Source organism: Roseateles sp. FW305-36, from assembly GCF_058787015.1.
The window spans coordinates 70,364-89,145 of the sequence record NZ_JBYSZK010000006.1 but is presented as its reverse complement, the minus strand read 5'-3'; the positions used below and the strand labels follow the sequence as shown (position 1 = coordinate 89,145).

Here is an 18,782-nt window from a genome sequence, read left to right as displayed (position 1 = left end):
ATACTGCCGCCGCATGAAGACCCTGGGCTTTCATGCCATCGCCAAGTCCTTTGGCCCCGTGACGGTGCTGCATGAGGTGAGCTTCGAGCTGACGGCCGGCCGCGCCGTCGGCCTGCTGGGCGAGAACGGCGCGGGCAAGAGCACGCTGATGAAGATCCTGGCCGGCTACGAGGCGCCGACCGGCGGCGAGCTGAGGCTGGACGGCACGCCGGTGCGCTTCGACGGACCGCGCGCGGCCGAGGCCAGCGGCATCGCGATGATCCACCAGGAGTTCGCGCTGGCCGAGGCCCTGACCGTGGCCCGGAACGTCTTCCTCGGCCATGAGATCCGGCGCGGCTGGCTGCTCGACGACAGTGCCATGCGCGCGGCCACCGCCCAGCTGCTGGACCAGGTGGGCCTGGACTGCTCGCCCGACATGCCGGTGCGGGCCCTGAGCCTGGCGCAGAAGCAGCGTGTCGAGATCGCCAAGGCCTTGCAGCGCCGCGCCCGCGTGCTGGTGATGGACGAGCCCACCGCCACGCTGACCCGCAAGGAGGCCGATCAGCTGTTCGCCCTGGTCGACAGTCTCAAGGCCGATGGCGTGACGCTGATCTACATCTCCCACAAGCTGGAAGAGGTGGAGCGCCTGACCGACGAGGTCGTCGTCATGCGCGACGGCCGCTTCGTGACCCGTGCGCCGACGGCCAGCCTGAGCCGGGCGCAGATGGCCAGCCTGATGGTGGGGCGCGAGCTGAGCGATCTCTTCCCGCCCAAGGCGCCACGGCCCGTCGCCGAGCCGCTGCTGAAGGTGGGCGGGTTCAGCGTGCCGGGCTGGGCCCGGGACATCAGCTTCGAGGTCGCGCCGGGCGAGATCCTCGGTTTCGCCGGCCTGGTGGGCGCCGGCCGCACCGAGCTGTTCGAGGGCCTGATCGGCTTGCGGCCGGGCGCCGCCGGCCGGGTCGAGATCGCCGGCAGCGCGGTGAGCATCGGCAGCCCGCGTGAAGCCGCCGACCTGGGCCTCGCCTATCTGAGCGAGGACCGCAAGGGCAAGGGCCTGCATCTGGACTTCGGCCTGCGCCAGAACCTGACGCTGATGGCCTTGCCGCCGTGGTTGAAGCCGGCCGACGAGATGGCGGCGCTGAAGCGGGCGGTCGACGAATTCGGCATCCGTGCCCGCTCGCTGGATGTGCCCGCCCGTTCGCTGTCCGGCGGCAACCAGCAGAAACTGGCCCTGGCCAAGGTGCTGCATCCGGGGCCGCGCATCGTCGTGCTGGACGAGCCGACACGCGGCGTCGACGTGGGTGCCAAGCGCGACCTCTACGGCCTCATCCAGCGCCTGGCTGCCGATGGGCTTGCCGTCATCGTGGTGTCGTCGGAGCTGATGGAACTCATAGGCCTGTGCCACCGCATCGCCGTCATGCGCGGCGGCCGCCTGCAAACCGTCGTCGATGCCGCCGACGCCACCGAAGACCTGCTGATCGCCCATGCCACCGGAACTCACTGACGCCCGCTCCAGCCTGCTGTCGCGCCTGCACGGCCTCGGGCCGCTGACCGGCCTGGTGCTGCTGTGCATCGTCGCCTCGCTGCTGAATTCCGAGTTCGCGACGATCGACAACGCGCTCAATGTGCTGACCCGCACCACCTTCACCGGCATCATCGCCGTGGGCATGTGCTTCGTCATCGTCGGCGGCGGCATCGACCTGTCGGTGGGCTCGATGGCGGCCCTGATCGCCGGCTGCGTCATCCTGCTGATGAACACCCTGGGCGCCCATGGCGTGACGCCGGGCGTGGCGGTGGTGGCGGGCGCCAGCGGCGCCGTGCTGCTGGGCAGCGTGCTGGGATTTGCGCATGGCTGGCTGATCACGCGCGGCCACATCGAGCCCTTCATCGTGACGCTGGGCACCCTGGGCATCTTCCGCGCCGTGCTGACCTGGTTGGCGGACGGCGGCGCCATCACCCTGGACAACGAGCTGGCCGATGCCTATGCGCCGGTCTACTACGGCACGCTGCTGGGCGTTCCCGTCCCGGTCTGGGTTTTCGCCCTTGTGGCGCTCGGCGCGGCAGCCCTGCTGCAGCGCACGGCGTACGGCCGCTACGTGCAGGCCATCGGCTCCAACGAGCAGGTGGCGCGCTATGCCGCCGTCAAGGTCGACACGGTCAAGCTCGGCAGCTATATGGTGCTGGGCGCCATGGTGGGCGTCGCCACCCTGCTCTATGTGCCGCGCCTGGGATCGGCCTCGCCCAGCACGGGTTTGCTATGGGAGCTGGAGGCCATCGCTGCCGTCATCATCGGCGGCACGGCGCTGAAGGGCGGCTCGGGCAGCATTGCCGGCACGGTGGTGGGCGCCCTGCTGCTGTCGGTCATCGGCAATGTGCTCAATCTCACCAGCTTCATCAGCATCCACCTGAATGCCGCGGTCCAGGGCATCGTCATCATCGCCGTTGCCTTCATGCAAAGACGGCAACGCTAGACAGGAGACTCAGCGCATGTTCACCCGCAGACTCGCCCTCGCGATTGCACTGGCGGCGGCCTCCACCGCCCAGGCTCAGACGCCCGTCAACCTGGGCGTGGCCATCCCCGCGGCCGACCACGGCTTCACGGCCGGCATCGTCTGGTGGGCCAACCAGGCCAAGAAGGAACTGGAGGCCGCCAACCCCGGCCTCAAGATCACCGTCAAGGCCGCGGCCTCGGCCGGCGAGCAGGCCAACCAGCTGCAGGACCTGCTGACGACGAACAAGATCAACGCCCTGGTCGTCCTGCCCCAGGAGTCGGCGGCGCTGACCAAGCCGGTCCAGCAGCTGCACAACAAGGGCGTCTATGTGACGGTGGTGGACCGCGGCCTGACCGACGCCTCGGCCCAGGACGCCTATGTGTCCGGCGACAACACCGCCTTCGGCAGCGTGCCGGGCGAGTTCATCGCCAAGCAGCTCGGCGGCAAGGGCGACATCGTGGCCCTGCGCGGCATCGCGACCACCATCGACAACGAGCGCATGGACGCCTTCAAGGCGGTGCTGGCCAGGAACCCCGGCATCAAGCTGCTCGACGCCAAGCACGGCAACTGGAACCGCGACGACGCCTTCAAGGTCATGCAGGACTTCCTGACCCGCTTCAAGCACATCGACGCCGTCTGGGCGGCTGACGACGACATGGCCTTCGGCGTGTTGAAGGCCATCGACCAGGCCAAGCGCAGCGACATCAAGCTGGTCTTCGGCGGCGCCGGCGCCAAGGGCATGGTCAAGATCCTGAAGGAGGGGGCCGACCCGCGCATCCAGGCCAATGTGTCCTACTCGCCCAAGTTCATCTATGACGCCATCAAGCTGACCGCCGAGGCGCGGCTGAAGGGCCAGAAGCTGCCGGCCAAGACCATCGTGCCCTCGGTGCTCATCACTCGAGAAAACGCCAAGGACTTCTACTTCCCCGATAGCCCGTTCTGATCATGAGACCCCTCACCCTCTTCACCGGCCAATGGACCGACCTGCCGCTGGCCGAGCTGGCGCCTCTGGCCAGGCGCATGGGCTATGACGGCCTGGAGCTGGCCTGCGGTGGCGACCATTTCAATGTGCAGCGAGCGCTGAAGGAGCCCGGCTATGCCCAAGGCCAGCGCGCCTTGCTGGCCGAGCATGGGCTCGAAGTCTTCGCCATCGGCAACCACCTGATCGGCCAGGCCGTCTGCGACCTCATCGACGCGCGCCACCAGGCCATCTTGCCGGCCCACGTGTGGGGCGACGGCGAGCCCGAGGGCGTGCGCCGGCGCGCCGCGGCCGAGCTGGCCGACACGGCGCGCGCCGCCAGGCTGCTCGGCGCCCAGCGCGTCACCGGCTTCACCGGCTCGTCCATCTGGCATGCGGCCTATGCCTTCCCGCCGACCTCGCAGGCCTATTGGGACGCCGGCTTTGTGGACTTCGCGCGCCGCTTCACGCCCATCCTCGATGTCTTCGAGGAGCAGGGCGTCAACTTCGCGCTGGAGGTGCACCCGACGGAGATTGCCTTCGACATCGCGACGTCGGAGCGCGCCATCGCCGCGCTGAACGGCCACCCGCGCTTCGGCTTCAACTTCGATCCCAGCCATCTGGCCTACCAGGGCGTGGACTATGTGCGCTTCATTCGCCAGTTCGGCCCGCGCATCTTCCATGTGCACATGAAGGACGTCTGGTGGGGGCGCGGCGACGGCACGGTGGGCACCTTCGGCGGCAACACCAGCTTCGGCGACCCGCGGCGCGGCTGGGATTTCCGCAGCGTCGGCCGCGGCATGATCGACTTCGAATCCATCATCGTCGCGCTCAACGACGTCGGCTATGCCGGACCGCTGTCGGTCGAATGGGAAGACAGCCGCATGGACCGCGTGCATGGCGCCACCGAGAGCGCTGCCTTCTGCCGCCGCCTGGACTTCCCGCCCGCCCATGGTGCCTTCGACGCGGCCTTCTCGAAAGGCATGGCGGGATGAAGCTGCGCGTTGCCATGGTGGGCGGCGGTCGCGACGCCTTCATCGGCGCCGTGCATCGCCATGCGATGGCGCTGGATGGCCGCTACGAGTTGGTGGCCGGTGCGCTGTCGTCCACGCCGGAAAAGTCCCTCGCCTCGGGCCGCGACCTCGGCCTGGCCGATGACCGCATCCACGCCGACTGGCGCGCCCTGCTGGCCGACGAGCTGCGTCGCCCGCCCGAACAGCGCGTCCATCTCGTCGTCATCGTCACGCCCAACCATCTGCACTTCGAGGTGGCGCGCGCCTTTGTCGACGCGGGCTTCCATGTCGCCTGCGACAAGCCGCTGGTGAACAGCAGCGCCCAGGCCGACGAGCTGGTGCAGCTCGTCGACAGCCGCGGCACTGCCTTCGCGGTGACCTACAACTACACCGGCTACCCCCTGGTGCGCGAGGCCCGCGAGCTGGTGCGCTCGGGTGCCATCGGCAGGGTGCGCAAGGTCGTCGTCGAGTACCACCAGGGCTGGCTGGCCGGTGCGCTGGAGAGCAGCCGCAACAAGCAGTCCGCCTGGCGCACCGACCCCGCCCGGAGCGGCCCCGGTGGCGCCCTCGGCGACATCGGCACGCACGCCGAGAACCTGCTGCACACGGTTACCGGCCTGGCCATCGAAGAACTTTGCGCCGAGCTCAGCAGCTTCGGCGCGGGCCGCCAGCTGGACGACGACGCGAGCCTACTGCTGCGCCTCTCGGGCGGCGCCCGTGGCGTGCTGCTGGCTTCGCAGATGGCCATCGGCCACGAGAACGACCTGCGCCTGCGCGTCTTTGGCGAGCGCGGCAGCCTGAGCTGGCAGCAGGAAGATCCCAATGTCCTCATCCATGCGCCGCTCGACGCCGCGCCGCGCCGCCTGACGCGTGGTTCCGCCGGCCTCAGCGAATCGGCTCGCCGCGCCTGCCGTCTGCCGCCCGGCCATCCCGAGGGCTTCATCGAGGCCTTTGCCAATCTCTACACCGAGCTCGCAGCCGACCTGCAGGCCGGCACACGCAGCGGCGACTACCCGCGCGTGACGGACGGTGCACGCGGCGTGCGCTTCGTCGAAGCCGCGGTGGCGTCGAAGGGGCAGTGGGTGACGCCGTGACGCCAGCGTTGTCGGCTTCGCGCGATCTCTACGGCTTCCTGCGCACCTCGCCCTGGGGCCGGACCCTGGCGGCGGCGGATCTCGATCTGGTGCTGTCAGGCGCTGTCGAGCGGGTCTACTTCCCGGGCGAGTCCATCGTCAGCACCGGGGCCGAGGCGAGCTACTGGGTCGGCATCATGGACGGCCTGGTCGTGCAGAAGGTGGTCAGCGAGGGCGGCGAGCAGACGGCCCTGACGGCGGCCTGTTCGGGCACCTGGTTCGGCGAGGGCACGCTGATGAAGCGAGGCCAGTGGCGATACGACGCCGTGGCGCAGAGGGAGACGCGGGTCGCCCTCATTCCGCTGCAACTCTTCCAGTGGCTGCTGGACAGCAGCCTGGCCTTCAACCAGTTCGTCGCCCGCCTGCTCAATGCCCGGCTCGGCCACTTCATGGAACTGCTGGCCATCGGTCGGCTGCCCCGCATCGACGCCCGCGTCGCCCACACCCTGGCCAGCCTTTTCGATCCCTATCTCTACCCCGGCCGTCCGGACCTGCTGTCCCTCAGCCAGGGTGAAATCGCCCTGCTGGCGGGCGTGTCGCGACAGCGGGCCAATGCGGCACTGAAGCAGCTTGAAGCCGATGGCCTCATCGAGACCCGCCGGCAAGGCGTGCGCGTCCTCGATGTGGACGGCCTCAGGAGCCGCTAGGCCTGCCAGACCCCGTAGCCCGCCTCGCGCAGGGCGATGGCCAGCTCCACCTCCATGTCGCGCGCCGCTTCGTAGGGCATGGGGTTGTAGCACTCGTAGAGCTCGGGCATCAGCCGCTCGCCGTACTTCAGCACGAAGCGGTTGGCCTGCACGCCGGCCATGTGCTTGTCGAAGCGCAGGTCGGGGTCCAGGCCCGTCATGCCGACATAGACGCAGGGCTTGAGGATGTCGTGGTCGGGGTTGGACCTGCGGAAGGCCGGCTCGTTCCAGACGCGCTCGGACAAGAGCACGACGTAGACGTGGTGGTGGGCGCGGGGCGATCGGCGCGGCATGGCGGGCGGATTGTCAGCGGCGGCGGCGCGCCGGGCGACCTCTCTAGAATTCGCCCCCTTTCCCGCAAGCGTGCTCCCGGTTTCCATGGATATCGTCGTCAACGAAGAACTCAAGGCCTATATCGAACCGCTGACGGCCGACGAACATGAGGCCCTGGAGCGCAGCATCCTGGCCGAAGGCTGCCGCGACGCGCTGGTGTTGTGGGGCAATGTGCTGGTGGATGGCCACAACCGCTACGGCATCTGCAGCAAGCACGGCCTGCCATTCCAGACGGTGCAGAACCCGCGCTTCCAGTCCATGGAGGACGTGCACCTGTGGATGATCGACCAGCACCTCGGCCGTCGCAGCCTGTCCGACTACCAGCGCGGCGAGCTGGCGTTGCGCAAGCGCGAGATCGTCGCGGAGCGGCGCGCCCGCAGTGCACCGCCGGCACAGGAGCAGCCAGTCGCTGCCGCGGCGACCCTGCCAAAGCTCCCCGACCACGAGGCGCTGCAGACACGCGAAGCCCTGGCCAAGGCGGCGCGCCTGAGCAGCAACCAGGTCGTGCTGATCGAGAAGATACAGAAGCAGGGCGCGCCGGAACTGGTGGCGGCGGTGAAGTCCGGCAAGGTCTCCATCAATGCCGCGGCGGCGGTCGCCACGCTGCCGGCGCAAGAGCAGGTCGCCGCCGCGGCGGCGGGTGCCGAGGAGATCAAGCAGGCCGCCAAGCGCGTGCGCGAAGCCAAGCGCAGGACGCCCGCGGCCGGCCCGGCTGCGGAGGCCGAAGAGCCGTCAGCCGAGCTGGATGCGCCGCCGGACACACTGGAATCGCTGCGACTGCGGGTGGCCGCACTCGAGGCCGAGAACGCTGCCCTGCGCCAGGAACTGGCGGCGCTTCGCCCCTAGACTTGGCCCATGCAGCTCAACATCGTCGTCTATTCCAAGTCCGCCTGCCCGCAGTGCGACACCGTCAAAAGCCTGCTCAAGGCCCGCAGCCTGGCCTTCGAGGAGATCCTGATCGATGACGAGGAGCAGCGCCTGGCCTTCTACGCGAAGTGCGGCCCGGCCGTGCGCCAGATGCCCCAGGTCTTCATCAACGACCAGCGCGTCGGTGGTGTGGAAGGGCTGAGGGCGGCGTTTGCGCAGCTGAAGCTCTGATCTTCGGCCGGAGCTGGCGCGACCGATGGCATCGCGGGAGCGCAAGCCCCGGGCAGAGGCGGAGCCGCCCGCGGCCGTGGCGCCGAATCCGGGCTGGCCGGTGCGGCTGCTGCCTCACGACTGGCCTTTCCTGTACAGCGTGCTTGCCAATGGCGATGTGGTGGTCAACAAGCGCCTGGCCGTCGCTGCACCAGCGACGCGAAGCCGCAAGCGCTCCGACACCGAAACGGGTGACGCGCCGATCTAGCTGGACCCGGCGCTGGCGTGGCCGCCTTCAAAGCGTCCCCGGCGAGGTGTCCCCGAACCGCGCCGCCGGCAGGGCCAGGCTGATGACGGCGCCGCCGTCCGGCCGGTTGGCGGCCCAGATGCGGCCGTCGTGGGCCTCGGCGATGCGGCGGCAGATGGCCAGGCCCAGGCCGGTGCCGCCGGCCGCGTTCTTGGTGGCGCTGGACTGCACGAAGGCCTCGAAGATGCTTTCCAGCTCGTCAGGCGGGATGCCGGGGCCGCGGTCGGCGACGTCCAGGCGCACCTCGTCGGCCGCGTCGTCCTGCCAGGCGGTCACCTCGATATGGCCGCCGACGGGCGAGAAGCGGATGGCGTTGGCGAGCAGGTTGCGCAGCAACTGCTGCAGCCGCTGCGGGTCGGCCAGCACGACGAGGTCCTCGTCGCCCAGAGCCAGCGCCAAGCCGAGCTGGCGCGCCGCCAGCAGGGGCTCGAGTTCGCGGCCGACCTCCACGGCCAGCGGCCGCAGGTCCAGGCGCTCGGGCTGCAGGGGTTCGCCGCTGCGCTCGATCTTGCTGAGGTCGAGCAGGTCGTTGACGAGGCTGAGCATGCGCTGGCCGGCGCGATGCACGTCGCTGAAGAGCTCGGCCAGGCGCGGTTCGGCGCGGGCGCGCAGCGTGCCGATCTCCGAGAAGCCGAGGATGGACTGCAGCGGCGTGCGCAATTCGTGGCTGACGTTGGCGATGAAGTCGGACTTGGCCCGCGAGGCCTGCAGGGCGGCGTCGCGGGCGGCGCGCGTGGCGCGCTCGGCCTCGCGGAACTCGCTGATGTCCATGAAGCAGACCACGATGCCCATGGGCCGGCCGTGGTCGTCGGCAAAGGTGGATTTGCTGACGTAGAGATCGCGCCGGCGGCCGTCGATGCCATGCCAGACGGACTCGTAGTTCATCTCGCCGCCGCGTGCCAGCAGTTCGGCGTCGCGGCTGTCATGCAGGGCCGCCTCATCGGGGCGGAGATAGCTGGCGGCCTTGCGCCCCAGCACCTCGCTGCGGCGCCGGCCGGTGAACTGCTCCCAGGCGCGGTTGACGTCGAGATAGCGGTTGTCGCCGTCCAGCACGGACATGGGCAGGGGGCTGCTGGACAGCAGCGAGCGCGCCAGGCCGAGCTGGGCGCGCAGCTCGGCCTGGGCGCGCACCAGGCCGCTGACGTCGGCGGCGCTGCCCACCCACTCGAGGATGCCGGCCTGGCGGCGCAGCGGCACCAGGTGGAGCTCGAAGCTGCGCGCCCTGCCGTCCGCCGCGATCCAGTCGGCGCGCAGTTCATGCGGATGCGCATCGTGGACCTCGCCGATGGCGAACAGCGTGGCCACGGCGGGCGAGCCGCCGAACAGGTCCTGCAGCGGCCGGCCCAGCACCTGGGCGACGGGAAGGCCGCTGAGGCGGGCATAGCCTTCGTTGATGAAGGTCACGTGGCCGGTGGCGTCGGTTCGGAACAGCAGGTCCTGCACGCTGCCGAAGATGGCGCTGAGCTCGCGCTCGCGCTCGGCAACCTGGCGCTGTGCCTCGTCGAGCTGCGCCAGCGAGCGCTCGCGTCCGCGCAGCGCCGCCGCGCCCACGCCGGACAGTGCCAGCAGCGCGGCGGCGATGCCGATGGCGGGCAGGCCGAGGTCGCGCAGGGTGGCCAGCCACTGCGTCTGCAGCTCGTCCTGGGGCAGCTCGACGACGACCACCAGCGGCCGGGTGCGCAGGGCGCGAAAGGCGCCGAGCTGGTCGGTGTCGCGCAGACCGGGGCCTTCCCAGCGGCCGTATTCGTCGCCGGTGCGCACGCGTGCCAGCGGGCCGGTGGGCAGTTGCAGCGAGGCCAGGCGTTCGCCGGCCAGGTGATCGGCGCCGGCTGTCACGGCAAGCAGGCGCCCGTCGAGGTCGACGAGAGCGGCCGCCGCGCGGGCATCGTTCAGCGTCAGTTCCTGGAAGTTGGCCAGCGCATCCGGGTTGAGCAGGGCCGCCAGCAGGGCCGGGCGGCCGTCGGGCAGCTTGACGCCGTGCAGCAGTGCGATGAAGCCGACACCGGGCGGCACCACCGCCGCCGAATTGCCCGGCGCGAGACCGGCCAGGCTGCGCGCGGCGACGAAGCCGCCCAGCGCGTCCTGGCCCAGGGCCGGCCAGGGGCCCAGCCGGGCTGGCACGATCTGCACGCCGTGGTCGGCGGGATCGGCGGCTGCCAGCACATGGCCGGCTTCGTCGAGCAGGGCGACGCCGCGCAGAAAACCGAGGCTCGCCTGGGTCTGGCCGAGCAGGGCCTGCAGCACCTCGTCCGGTGCGCCGCGCTCTGCCATGTCGGCCAAGCCGGCGAGCGCCAGCTGCGTGGCGTCGAGGCTGCGGCTGGCGTGGTCTTCCAGCACGCGGGCCAGCAGGGCCTGGCGGGCCGCAGTCTCGATGGTCAGCTCGCGCTTCTCGCGCCAGATGCTGTAGCCCGCGCCGGCCAGCAGCGTGGCCGCGAGCAGGACGCCGGCGCTGGCGGTGATGATGCTTGGGCGCCAGCGGCTGCGGTGAGGCATCAGCGGTCGCGGACGATGGCGCTCAAGCCGTGGCGTTTGGCGGCGGCCTGCAGGCGGCCGTCGCGCTGGATGCGGCCGACGAATTCGTCCACGGCGCTGAGCCAGGCAGCGTCGCCGGGCTTGACGGCATAGGCGTAGGGCAGCACGAAGAAGGGCGAGGGCGGCGCGACGAGGCGGGCCCAGTCGGCGTTGTCCAGCAGTCGGCGGCTGTAGGGATAGTCGGTCATGAAGGCGTCCACGCGGCCGGCCTCGAGTTCGCGCTCGCGCGTGTCGGGTGGCCGCACGACGACGAGGTTAGCCTGTTTGAGGGCAGCTGCCATCACGGGTTCCATGAAGGTGCCGGCCTGCACGGCGATGCGCACGCCGGGGCGGTCCAGGTCCTGCCATTGCTTGATGACGCGGCTGCTGCGCGTCGTCACGGCATAGATGTCGCTTTCCAGATAGGGGCGGCTGAAGCGCAGGGCCTGGGCGCGCTGCGGCGTGATGCCGACGGCGAACATGGCGATGTCGCAGCGCTCACGCAGCAGGTCGTCGACGAGGGTCGCGAACGACGAGTCGACGTAGACGGGCTTGACCTTGAGGTCGGCGGCGAAGGCGGCCGACAGGTCGATGTCCAGGCCCGACAGCTGGCCGGTGCGCGGATTGCGCAGCGAGATGCCGTAGTAGTCGGGCCAGATGCAGACGCGCAGTTCGCCGCTGTCCTGGATGCGCAGCGTGGTGGTGGAGGCCGCCAGGCCGGGCAGGGCGGCCAGCAGGCCGAGCAGGGCGGCCCCGAGCCGCTTCATGCCTCGGCTCCGGGCCGCGTCGCGTTGATGCGGTCGCGCAATGCGATCAACTCGGTGGCGTGGGCCAAAAAGGCGGCGACGACGCGGGGATCGAAGGCACTGCCGGCCTGCTCGGCCAGCATGGCCAGCGCGCGGTCGTCGGCACGGGCCGGGCGATAGCTGCGGGGCATGGTCAGGGCGTCGAAATAGTCCACGATGGCGACGATACGCCCGGACAGGGGAATGGTCTCGCCCTGCAGGCCGTCGGGATAGCCGCTGCCGTCCCAGCGCTCGCGGTGGTGCAGGGCGATCTCGGCCGCCAGCGCGAACAGCGGCAGGCTGGAGCCACTCAGCAGGGCCGCGCCGCGGCGCGGCTGGGCACGCCGGCGGTGCTGCTCCTCGTCGGCCGTCAGCGGCCAGGGAGGCTCGTTGCTGGTGTCGGCGGCATCGAGTTCGCCGATGTCGTGCAGGGGGGCGGCCAGTCGCAGCGCGCGGGCGCTGTCGTCATCCAGGCCGAGATGCCGGGCCAGGGCCTCGGCCAGATGGCCCAGGCGGACGCGGTGGGCGCTGCGTTCCGGATTGCCATCCAGGTCGGCGCCCGACAGCGGCGGGCGCGGGTCGGAGGGAGGGGAGGCGATGGGCAGCATGGCGTTTCCTTGGCAGAATGCGCATTTTCCGGCGTAATCATTTTTATCAAATAGATCCGCTCGGCATCCACGGCCGAATTCGGCAAAATATCGCGAGTGAACCCCACCGTGCCCGATACCTGCTCCACCACCGAAGCCGCCCAGCGCCTGGGCATGGCCGTGCGCTCGGTGCAACTCATGGTGGACCGGGGCGAACTGCAGGCCTGGAAGACGCCCGGCGGTCACCGCCGCATCCTGCGCAGCTCGCTGGACGCCTGGTTGGCGAGCCGTGCCGGGCCATCATCGACAGCGCTGCCGTCCGGCGAAGCCGAGCCCGGCGAGCGTCCACTGACGCTGCTGCTCATCGAGGACTCGGTGCACTTCCAGAATCTCATCAGCCTGGTCGTCAAACGCGAGCTGCCCGGGGCCGAACTGCATGTCGCCTCCGACGGCATCGCCGGCCTGGCCATGGCCGGCCGCCTCGAGCCGGATGTGCTGCTCATCGACATCCTGCTGCCGGGCATCGACGGCGCGGCCCTGATCACCAGCCTGCGCTCGCATCCGCAGTTCGCGCGCAGCCGCCTCATCGTCGTGACGGCGCTCGACGAGGCGCAGCGCGAGCCCTATGCCTTTGCGCTGGACGGCGTGCCGCTGGTTCACAAGACGGCCCTCGTCACCGAGTTGCCGCCTCTGCTGGCTGAGGCCGCGGTGGCCCAGCCGGCTTGAGCGGCGCCCGGATGGTCGCGCGCCTGCTGCTGATCGAGGATGACGTCTCGATCGCCCGCTTCGTCCAGCTGGCCCTCGAGGAATTGCCCGGCCATGACGCCGCGGCGCCGCCCGTCGAGTTGAGCGTCGTGCGCAGCGTGGCCGAGGCCCGCGCCGCCCTGGCGACCGGCGGTTGGCAACTCGTCATCAGCGACCTGATGCTGCCCGACGGCTCGACCGAGGCCCTGCTGGCCGACGGCGTGGCCCAGGTCGCCGGGGCGCCACCCTGGGTGGTGTTCAGCGCGGGCCTGCATCTCGACCTTCATGCCGCGCTGACCGCCTGGGGCGTCGCGCGCACGCTGAGCAAGCCCGTGCCCTTGGGCGAACTGCTGGGCACGGTCAGCGAGCTGCTGCGCGGGGTGGCCGCAGCGGCGGCGCCCGCCGTGGAGGTGGCCGCGGGCACCGATCCGGTGCGGCAGCATTTCGGCGGGGACAGCGCGCTGTTCGAGAGTTTCCGCGCGGGCTGCCTCGACCGCTTCGCCGACGACCTCGCGCAGGGCAATGCCGCCGTCGCCCGCGGCGACGCGGCGGCGCTGCGGCGGGTCGCCCATGGCCTGAAGGCCGTGCTGGAACTGCTTGGGCAGCCCGCCCTGGCCGGCCAGGCGCGTGCGCTGGAGGACGCCGCGGCGTCCTGGACGGCCGGGATGCCCGTGCCCGAAGGCTGGTTGCCGCTGTCGCGCGGGGTGGCCGAGCTGCGTCGCCGCGCCTAGGCGGGCGCCGACGGGAGCGTCGGGAAATATTTGGCAAATCTGCGGCGACCCCACCGGTTCGGGGGCCGGTGGTTGATCGGCTGTATTAATAGATTTGATAATCGGCGCAAACCTGTACACGCCATGCATTCATGTCCTTCACCTGCCGACGCCGCCCTGCCCGAGTTCGAACCTGGCGGCATGACGCCCGCTGCTGAAGAGGCCGGCATGACGACAAGCCAGGTTCTCTACGTCGAGGACGATCCCGTCAATGCGATGCTGATGCAGGGCATCCTCGAGCTGCATCCCGGCTGCCGCCTGCTGGTGGCCCGCAGCGGCGCCGAGGCCCGACGCCTGGTCGTGCAGGCGCGTGTCGACCTGCTGCTCTGCGATCTGCGCCTGCCCGACATCGGCGGCGACGAACTGCTGGCCCAGTTGCGCGAGGCCGGCCTGCCCGAGGGCGTGCCGGCCCTGCTGGTGACGGCGGAATCCGAGTTCGTCGCCTCGCAGCTGGCGCGCCGCCACGGCTTTGACGGCTACTGGAACAAGCCTCTCGATGTGGCGGCCACGCTGCGCAGCCTGGAGCATTGGTTGCGCGGCGCATGAATTTGCGGGCCGAGCGCCGGGCCGCTCCCTAGCCGGCCCGCCTTGGGCGATGTGCTTGCCGGTCAACCCGGCAAGCATCGCCGTCCCCTCGGGGGACCGGCCAAGGTAAACCTTGGACGAGGGGTCCCATCTCTACAAATCTTTGCGCGTCCGCCACAAGGGCTTGCGCGCCCCGCGGGATGCTTCGGTGAAAGACGGACACCGGAGACCGCCGATGAAAAACCGCCGCTTTGTGCTCAGCAGCGCCGCCGCCCTGGCGAGCGGCGTCATGCTGGCAGCGCGCCGCAGCCAGGCTGCCGTTGTGGCCGCCGGCCCCGCCCTCGGTGCCGACGAGCGCGCCCTGCACGCCCTCAATCGCCTTGGCTACGGCCCGCGCCCGGCCGATGCCGCGGCCATCGCCGCCCTCGGTGCCGACAAATGGCTGGAGCGCTTTCTCACCGAGCAACTGGAGCCGCGCCGCCTGCCGCAGCCCGAAACCCTGAGTGCCCGCCTGGCAGACCTGGACGTGCTCAAGCTCGGCCAGGCCGAGCTGATGGGCCGCTACCGTGAGGCCATCAAGGCGGCCCGCGAAGCCCGGCGCGAGAAGGCCCAGGGCATGCAGGCCGACGCCGACGCGCTGAACGCGGTGCGCGAAAAGATCCGCCCCCTGGTCGCGCAGGCTGCGACGGCGCGCCTGTCGCGCGCGCTGCAAAGCCCGGCCCAGCTCGAGGAGGTGATGACGGAGTTCTGGTTCAACCACTTCAATGTCTTCGCCGGCAAGAACGCCGTCGGCGTGCTGGTGGCCGACTACGAGCAGCGCGCCATCCGGCCCCATGTGCTGGGGCGCTTCCGCGACATGCTGGGGGCGACCGCCAGGCACCCGGCGATGCTGATCTATCTCGACAACGCCCAGAGCGTCGTCGCCGGTTATGAGCCGCCGAAGCGGGCCCGCCGCTTTCTGGCCGAGCGTCCCGAGCTCAAGGCGCGCGTGCCCGGCGGCCTCAACGAAAACTATGCCCGCGAGCTGATGGAGCTGCACACCCTGGGCGTGGACGGCGGCTACACGCAGCGCGACGTGACCGAGCTGGCGCGCATGCTGACCGGCTGGGGACTGGATTCGCGCAAGGCCCTGATTGGCGGCACGGGCGACCTGTTCGCTTTCGATGCGCGCAAGCATGACGCCGGCAGCAAGACCTGGCTCGGCCAGACCATCAAGGGCGCCGGCCAGGCCGAGGGCGAGCATGCCCTGGACGTGCTGGCCGCCCATCCCGCCACCGCCCGTCACCTGGCCTACAAGTTCGCCCAGGCCTTTGTCGCCGACGATCCGCCGCCCAGCCTGGTGCAGAGGCTGGCCGACAACTTCAAGGTCAGCGGCGGCGACCTGCGCGAGCTCACGCGCACCCTGATCAGCGCCGACGAGTTCTGGAGTCGCGAGGCCTATCAGGCCAAGTTCAAGACGCCCTACCAATACCTGCTGTCCAGCCTGCGGGCGCTGGACCTGCAGCCGGCCAACCCCCAGAACCTGCTGGGCGCGCTGGCCCAGGCCGGCCAGCCGCTCTTCGGTGCCGCCACGCCCGATGGCTACAAGAACACGGCCGCGGCCTGGCGCAACCCCGAAGCCCTGACGCAGCGGGTGCAACTCGCCACCACGCTGGGCCAGCGCAGCGGCGTCAGCGCCGAGAAGCTGACCAGCACCCTGGGTGCCTCGGTCAGCGAACCGACGCGCCGCACGCTCGCCAGCGAGCCCGCCGGCCAGCAGGTCGCCCTGCTGCTCGCCAGTCCCGATTTCATGAAGAGGTAGCCTGCCATGCTCCGCCGCCAACTGCTCCATTTCGGCGCGTTCACCCTGGGCGGCCTGCCCGTGTCCCTGGTGCAGGCCCAGGGTGCTTCCCAGAAGAAGCTCGTCGTCGTCATGCTGCGCGGCGCGGTCGACGGTCTCTCGGTCGTCGCGCCCTACGGTGAGCGCGAATACGCCGCCAGCCGGCCGCAGATCGCGCTGGCGGCGCCGGGCGCGGAGGACGGCCTCATCAAGCTCGACTCGCTGTTCGGCCTGCATCCGTCCCTGAGCCCGCTGAAGCGTCACTGGGACGGCGGCCAGCTGGCCTTCGTGCATGCCAGCGGCTCGCCCGACCCGACGCGTTCCCACTTCGATGCCCAGGACTATTTCGAGTCCGGCACGCCGGGTCGCAAGTCCACGCCCGACGGCTGGATGAACCGGCTGCTGACGGCCCTGCCCGGCGAGCCGGCGCCGACGCGGGCCATCAGCCAGGGCAGCACGCCGCCGCGCATCTTTGCCGGCACGGCCAGCGTCGCCAACCTGGGCCTGGGGCCCAATGCCATGCAGCGTCGCGCCATCGACGACCCGCAGATGCAGGCCGGCCTGGCCAAGCTCTATGCCAACGACGCCCAGCTCAGTGGCACCCTGCGCGACACCACGCAAGGTCGCGGCGAGATGAGCCGCAGCATGGCCGCCGGCGAGGGCGGCAAGTCCATGGATCCGAGCGCCGATGCCGGTGCACCGTCCGCGCGCAGCTTTGCCGCCGATGCGCGTCGCCTGGGCACGTTGATCCGCAAGGACGCCCACACCCAGCTCGCCTTCACGGCCGTGGGCGGCTGGGACACCCACGTCAACCAGGGCGCGGCGCGCGGCCAGCTGGCCAACCGCCTGGCCAGCCTGGGCGAGGGCCTGGATGCGCTGAGCGTCGGCCTGGGCGATGCGTACAAGGACACCGTCATCGTCGTCGCCAGCGAGTTCGGCCGCACCCTGCGTCAGAACGGCAACGGCGGCACCGACCATGGCCGCGGCAATGTCATCTGGCTGATGGGCGGGCCGGTGGCCGGCGGCCAGATGCTGGGCGAATGGCCGGGCCTGGACGCCAGCGCCCTGGCCGACGGTCGCGACCTGGCCGTGCGCACGGACTTCCGCCAGGTGCTGGCGCCGCTGCTGCAGCGCCATCTGGGACTGTCGGAAGCCTCACTGGCAGCAGTGTTTCCGCAAGCCCCGCAAACTTGGCGTTATGCAGACAAGCTGCTGCGCGCCTGAGGCCGGCAGCGGCAGCGTTCAATCGGATGGGAGAACGACATGATGCGAAGCGCTTCCTCCTTGTTCGGCCTGTGCCTGTGGGGCGCCGTGCTGGCCTACTGCTTCCTGGTCGTGACGGGCATGGCCTGAACGGGTAGCCTGCGGGCATGCCCATCGTTGACGTCCAGATCGTCGGTCCGTCGCTGGCCACGGCCGAGGTGCTGGCTGGCGCCATCGGCGACGCGCTCAAGATGCCGCCGGGCCGTGTCTGGCTTCGCCTGCACCCGATGGCGGAAGACCGCTACGCCGAGAACGGCGGGGCCTTGCAGGGGCCACTCCCGGTCTTCGTCGGCGTGCTGCACGCCCGCCTTCCCGCGGGCGAGGCCTTGCAGGCGGAACTGGCGGCGCTGACGCAGGCCGTCGCCTCCGCCACCGGCCGGCCCGTGGCGCGGGTCCATGTCGAGTACGCGCCGGCGGGCGCCGGCCGCATGGCCTTCGGCGGCCGCCTCGTCGAGTAGCGCTTCAGCCGAAGTAGCCGAGGTTCTTGACGCCGAAGTTGGCCAGGTGGGGAAAGATGCCGCCGAGGTCGGCCACGCCGACGCCCAACCAGCTGGCCAGCGTGGCGCTCATCTGGTCCACCGACGTCGTCGGCAGCCAGCGGCCTTCGTCGGACATGTCGTCCGGCCCGCCCAGCACCAGCTGGGGCATGCGGCCGTAGAGCCCGCCCTTGACGGCGCCGCCCATGACGAACTGGTGGTTGCCCCAGGCATGGTCGGTGCCGCCGCCCGAGGCCGGCTGCAGGGTGCGGGCGAAGTCGCTGGCGGTGAAGGTGGTCACCGCGTTGGCCACGCCGAGTTGCTGCATCGCGTCGTAGAAGGCCTTCAGCGCCGGAGCGAGGTCGGCGAAGAGCTGGTTCTGCTGGTTGAGCTGGTCGTTGTGGGTGTCGAAGCCGCCCATGCTGACGAAGAAGAGCTGGCGGTTGACGCCCAGGCCCGAGCGGCCCTCGATCATCTTGGCCACCGTCAGCAATTGCTGGGCGATGCTGCTGCCCTGGCCGCTGAAGAGGCCGGCGATGCTGCCGGTGCTGGACAGGGCCGTGTTCAGTACGTTGCTGGCCTTGATGGCCTGGTTGAGCACGCTGGCCGCGGCGTGTTCCTCGGCATTGCCGTAGGGCTGTTGCAGCAGGCTCTGGTAGAGCTGGTAGAGGGGGTTGGCGCTGGGGTTGCCACCGAAGCCCTTGATGGCGAAGCTGCTGCCGCTGCCGACCGTCAGGCCCTGGCTGGTGGCGCCGTTCATGAAGACGTTGTTGCCGCTGACCGAGAGGGCCATGGGCACGACGCCACCACCGGCCTGCAGGTCGGCGATGCGCCCGCCCCAACCGGCCGTCGACGGCAGGGTGTTGCCGCTGTAGGACTGGCCGCGCTGCCACTGGTTCTGCTGGTCGTCGTGCGAGAACAGGTTGCTCGGCCGCTGGGCTCCTGAACCGTTGAACTCCGCTTTGGTCATGGGCCTGACCAGCGGGCCGACATTGGCCTGCACCGCGAGGTGGCCCTGGTTCCAGATGTCGGCCAGCGGCGTGAGGGCCGGGTGCAGGCCCACGCCGCCGCCGTTCAGCGGCGCAAGGCTGGACTGCGGCAGCGTCAGGCCGCCGGCACCGGCCGTGCCACGCGCCCGGGCGTAGGCCGCGTAGCCGGTCGCGTCCATGGGGATGACCATGTTGTTGCCGTCGTTGCCGCCGTAGAGAAAGACGCAGACGAGGGCGCGGTAGTCGCTGCCGATCAGAGGCGCGGCCAGCGAGGGCAGGGCGCTGGCGCCGGCGAGGGCGGCGGCATGGGAGAGCAGATGGCGTCGGGACAGCAT

At 70.5% G+C, this 18,782-nt stretch carries 20 protein-coding genes; 15 read left to right on the top strand and 5 right to left on the bottom strand.

The genetic code is table 11. The annotated features are described in order from the left end of the window. The first annotated feature begins 13 nt into the window (after positions 1-13). From AC3WOE_RS12915 to AC3WOE_RS12890, 6 genes are read left to right on the top strand one after another with little or no spacing between them, the layout of a single operon-like run. Entirely contained in the window at positions 14-1,483 is a 1,470-nt protein-coding gene (locus AC3WOE_RS12915) for a sugar ABC transporter ATP-binding protein (protein WP_492690969.1), read from the top strand. Then, positions 1,464-2,450, top strand: a complete 987-nt coding sequence (locus AC3WOE_RS12910) for an ABC transporter permease (RefSeq protein WP_492690968.1) — start codon at positions 1,464-1,466, stop codon at positions 2,448-2,450. Before AC3WOE_RS12915 ends, AC3WOE_RS12910 begins: the two co-directional genes overlap by 20 nt. Before the next feature lie 16 nt (positions 2,451-2,466). Next, entirely contained in the window at positions 2,467-3,414 is a 948-nt protein-coding gene (locus AC3WOE_RS12905; protein WP_492690966.1) for a substrate-binding domain-containing protein, read from the top strand. 2 nt (positions 3,415-3,416) lie between these two features. Beyond that, positions 3,417-4,424, top strand: coding sequence for a sugar phosphate isomerase/epimerase family protein (locus AC3WOE_RS12900; RefSeq protein ID WP_492690965.1), 1,008 nt, complete (start codon positions 3,417-3,419; stop codon positions 4,422-4,424). Then, positions 4,421-5,536, top strand: a complete 1,116-nt coding sequence (locus tag AC3WOE_RS12895) for a Gfo/Idh/MocA family protein (protein WP_492690963.1) — start codon at positions 4,421-4,423, stop codon at positions 5,534-5,536. Before AC3WOE_RS12900 ends, AC3WOE_RS12895 begins: the two co-directional genes overlap by 4 nt. After that, positions 5,533-6,222, top strand: a complete 690-nt coding sequence (locus AC3WOE_RS12890; protein ID WP_492690961.1) for a Crp/Fnr family transcriptional regulator — start codon at positions 5,533-5,535, stop codon at positions 6,220-6,222. Before AC3WOE_RS12895 ends, AC3WOE_RS12890 begins: the two co-directional genes overlap by 4 nt. Here the strand turns inward: AC3WOE_RS12890 and AC3WOE_RS12885 are convergent. Then, on the bottom strand, positions 6,219-6,554 hold the full coding sequence (locus AC3WOE_RS12885; RefSeq protein WP_492690960.1) for a hypothetical protein: 336 nt from the start codon (positions 6,552-6,554) through the stop codon (positions 6,219-6,221). The genes AC3WOE_RS12890 and AC3WOE_RS12885 overlap by 4 nt on opposite strands. Before the next feature lie 85 nt (positions 6,555-6,639). Between AC3WOE_RS12885 and AC3WOE_RS12880 the strand changes: the two genes are divergently transcribed. The 3 genes from AC3WOE_RS12880 to AC3WOE_RS12870 are packed head-to-tail and all read left to right on the top strand — an operon-like array spanning position 6,640 to position 7,939. Then, positions 6,640-7,440, top strand: a complete 801-nt coding sequence (locus tag AC3WOE_RS12880) for a ParB N-terminal domain-containing protein (protein WP_492690959.1) — start codon at positions 6,640-6,642, stop codon at positions 7,438-7,440. A gap of 9 nt (positions 7,441-7,449) precedes the next feature. Next, complete coding sequence (locus AC3WOE_RS12875; RefSeq protein WP_492690958.1) at positions 7,450-7,692, top strand: glutaredoxin family protein; 243 nt, start codon at positions 7,450-7,452, stop codon at positions 7,690-7,692. 25 nt (positions 7,693-7,717) lie between these two features. After that, the gene (locus tag AC3WOE_RS12870; protein ID WP_492690957.1) at positions 7,718-7,939 is read left to right on the top strand and encodes a hypothetical protein; all 222 of its coding nucleotides are present in this window, start codon (positions 7,718-7,720) and stop codon (positions 7,937-7,939) included. Positions 7,940-7,966: 27 nt separating this feature from the next. Here AC3WOE_RS12870 and AC3WOE_RS12865 read toward each other — a convergent pair whose 3' ends face one another. The 3 genes from AC3WOE_RS12865 to AC3WOE_RS12855 are packed head-to-tail and all read right to left on the bottom strand — an operon-like array spanning position 7,967 to position 11,882. After that, positions 7,967-10,471 (bottom strand): ATP-binding protein, encoded by a 2,505-nt coding sequence (locus AC3WOE_RS12865; RefSeq protein ID WP_492690955.1) that lies wholly within the window; start codon positions 10,469-10,471, stop codon positions 7,967-7,969. Then, positions 10,471-11,256, bottom strand: coding sequence for an ABC transporter substrate-binding protein (locus AC3WOE_RS12860; protein WP_492690954.1), 786 nt, complete (start codon positions 11,254-11,256; stop codon positions 10,471-10,473). Before AC3WOE_RS12860 ends, AC3WOE_RS12865 begins: the two co-directional genes overlap by 1 nt. Next, complete coding sequence (locus AC3WOE_RS12855; protein ID WP_492690953.1) at positions 11,253-11,882, bottom strand: HD-GYP domain-containing protein; 630 nt, start codon at positions 11,880-11,882, stop codon at positions 11,253-11,255. The genes AC3WOE_RS12860 and AC3WOE_RS12855 overlap by 4 nt, the downstream gene beginning before the upstream one ends. Before the next feature lie 153 nt (positions 11,883-12,035). On the opposite strand from AC3WOE_RS12855, the gene AC3WOE_RS12850 reads away from it, so the two are divergent. The 6 genes from AC3WOE_RS12850 (at position 12,036) to AC3WOE_RS12825 (ending at position 17,440) form a co-directional block, all read left to right on the top strand. Further along, the gene (locus AC3WOE_RS12850; protein WP_492691289.1) at positions 12,036-12,587 is read left to right on the top strand and encodes a response regulator; all 552 of its coding nucleotides are present in this window, start codon (positions 12,036-12,038) and stop codon (positions 12,585-12,587) included. 11 nt (positions 12,588-12,598) lie between these two features. Continuing rightward, positions 12,599-13,336: an Hpt domain-containing protein gene (locus tag AC3WOE_RS12845; RefSeq protein WP_492690951.1), complete on the top strand. Its 738-nt coding sequence runs from the start codon at positions 12,599-12,601 to the stop codon at positions 13,334-13,336. 123 nt (positions 13,337-13,459) lie between these two features. Next, entirely contained in the window at positions 13,460-13,921 is a 462-nt protein-coding gene (locus AC3WOE_RS12840) for a response regulator (protein WP_492690949.1), read from the top strand. Between the two features lie 214 nt (positions 13,922-14,135). Continuing rightward, positions 14,136-15,701 carry a DUF1800 domain-containing protein gene (locus tag AC3WOE_RS12835; RefSeq protein WP_492690948.1) on the top strand — a complete coding sequence of 522 codons (1,566 nt, stop codon included), beginning with the start codon at positions 14,136-14,138 and terminating at the stop codon, positions 15,699-15,701. 6 nt (positions 15,702-15,707) lie between these two features. Next, positions 15,708-16,943: a DUF1501 domain-containing protein gene (locus tag AC3WOE_RS12830; protein WP_492690946.1), complete on the top strand. Its 1,236-nt coding sequence runs from the start codon at positions 15,708-15,710 to the stop codon at positions 16,941-16,943. Positions 16,944-17,089: 146 nt separating this feature from the next. Further along, the gene (locus AC3WOE_RS12825) at positions 17,090-17,440 is read left to right on the top strand and encodes a tautomerase family protein (RefSeq protein ID WP_492690944.1); all 351 of its coding nucleotides are present in this window, start codon (positions 17,090-17,092) and stop codon (positions 17,438-17,440) included. A 4-nt stretch (positions 17,441-17,444) separates the two neighbouring features. Here AC3WOE_RS12825 and AC3WOE_RS12820 read toward each other — a convergent pair whose 3' ends face one another. Then, positions 17,445-18,782: a DUF1501 domain-containing protein gene (locus tag AC3WOE_RS12820; RefSeq protein ID WP_492690943.1), complete on the bottom strand. Its 1,338-nt coding sequence runs from the start codon at positions 18,780-18,782 to the stop codon at positions 17,445-17,447.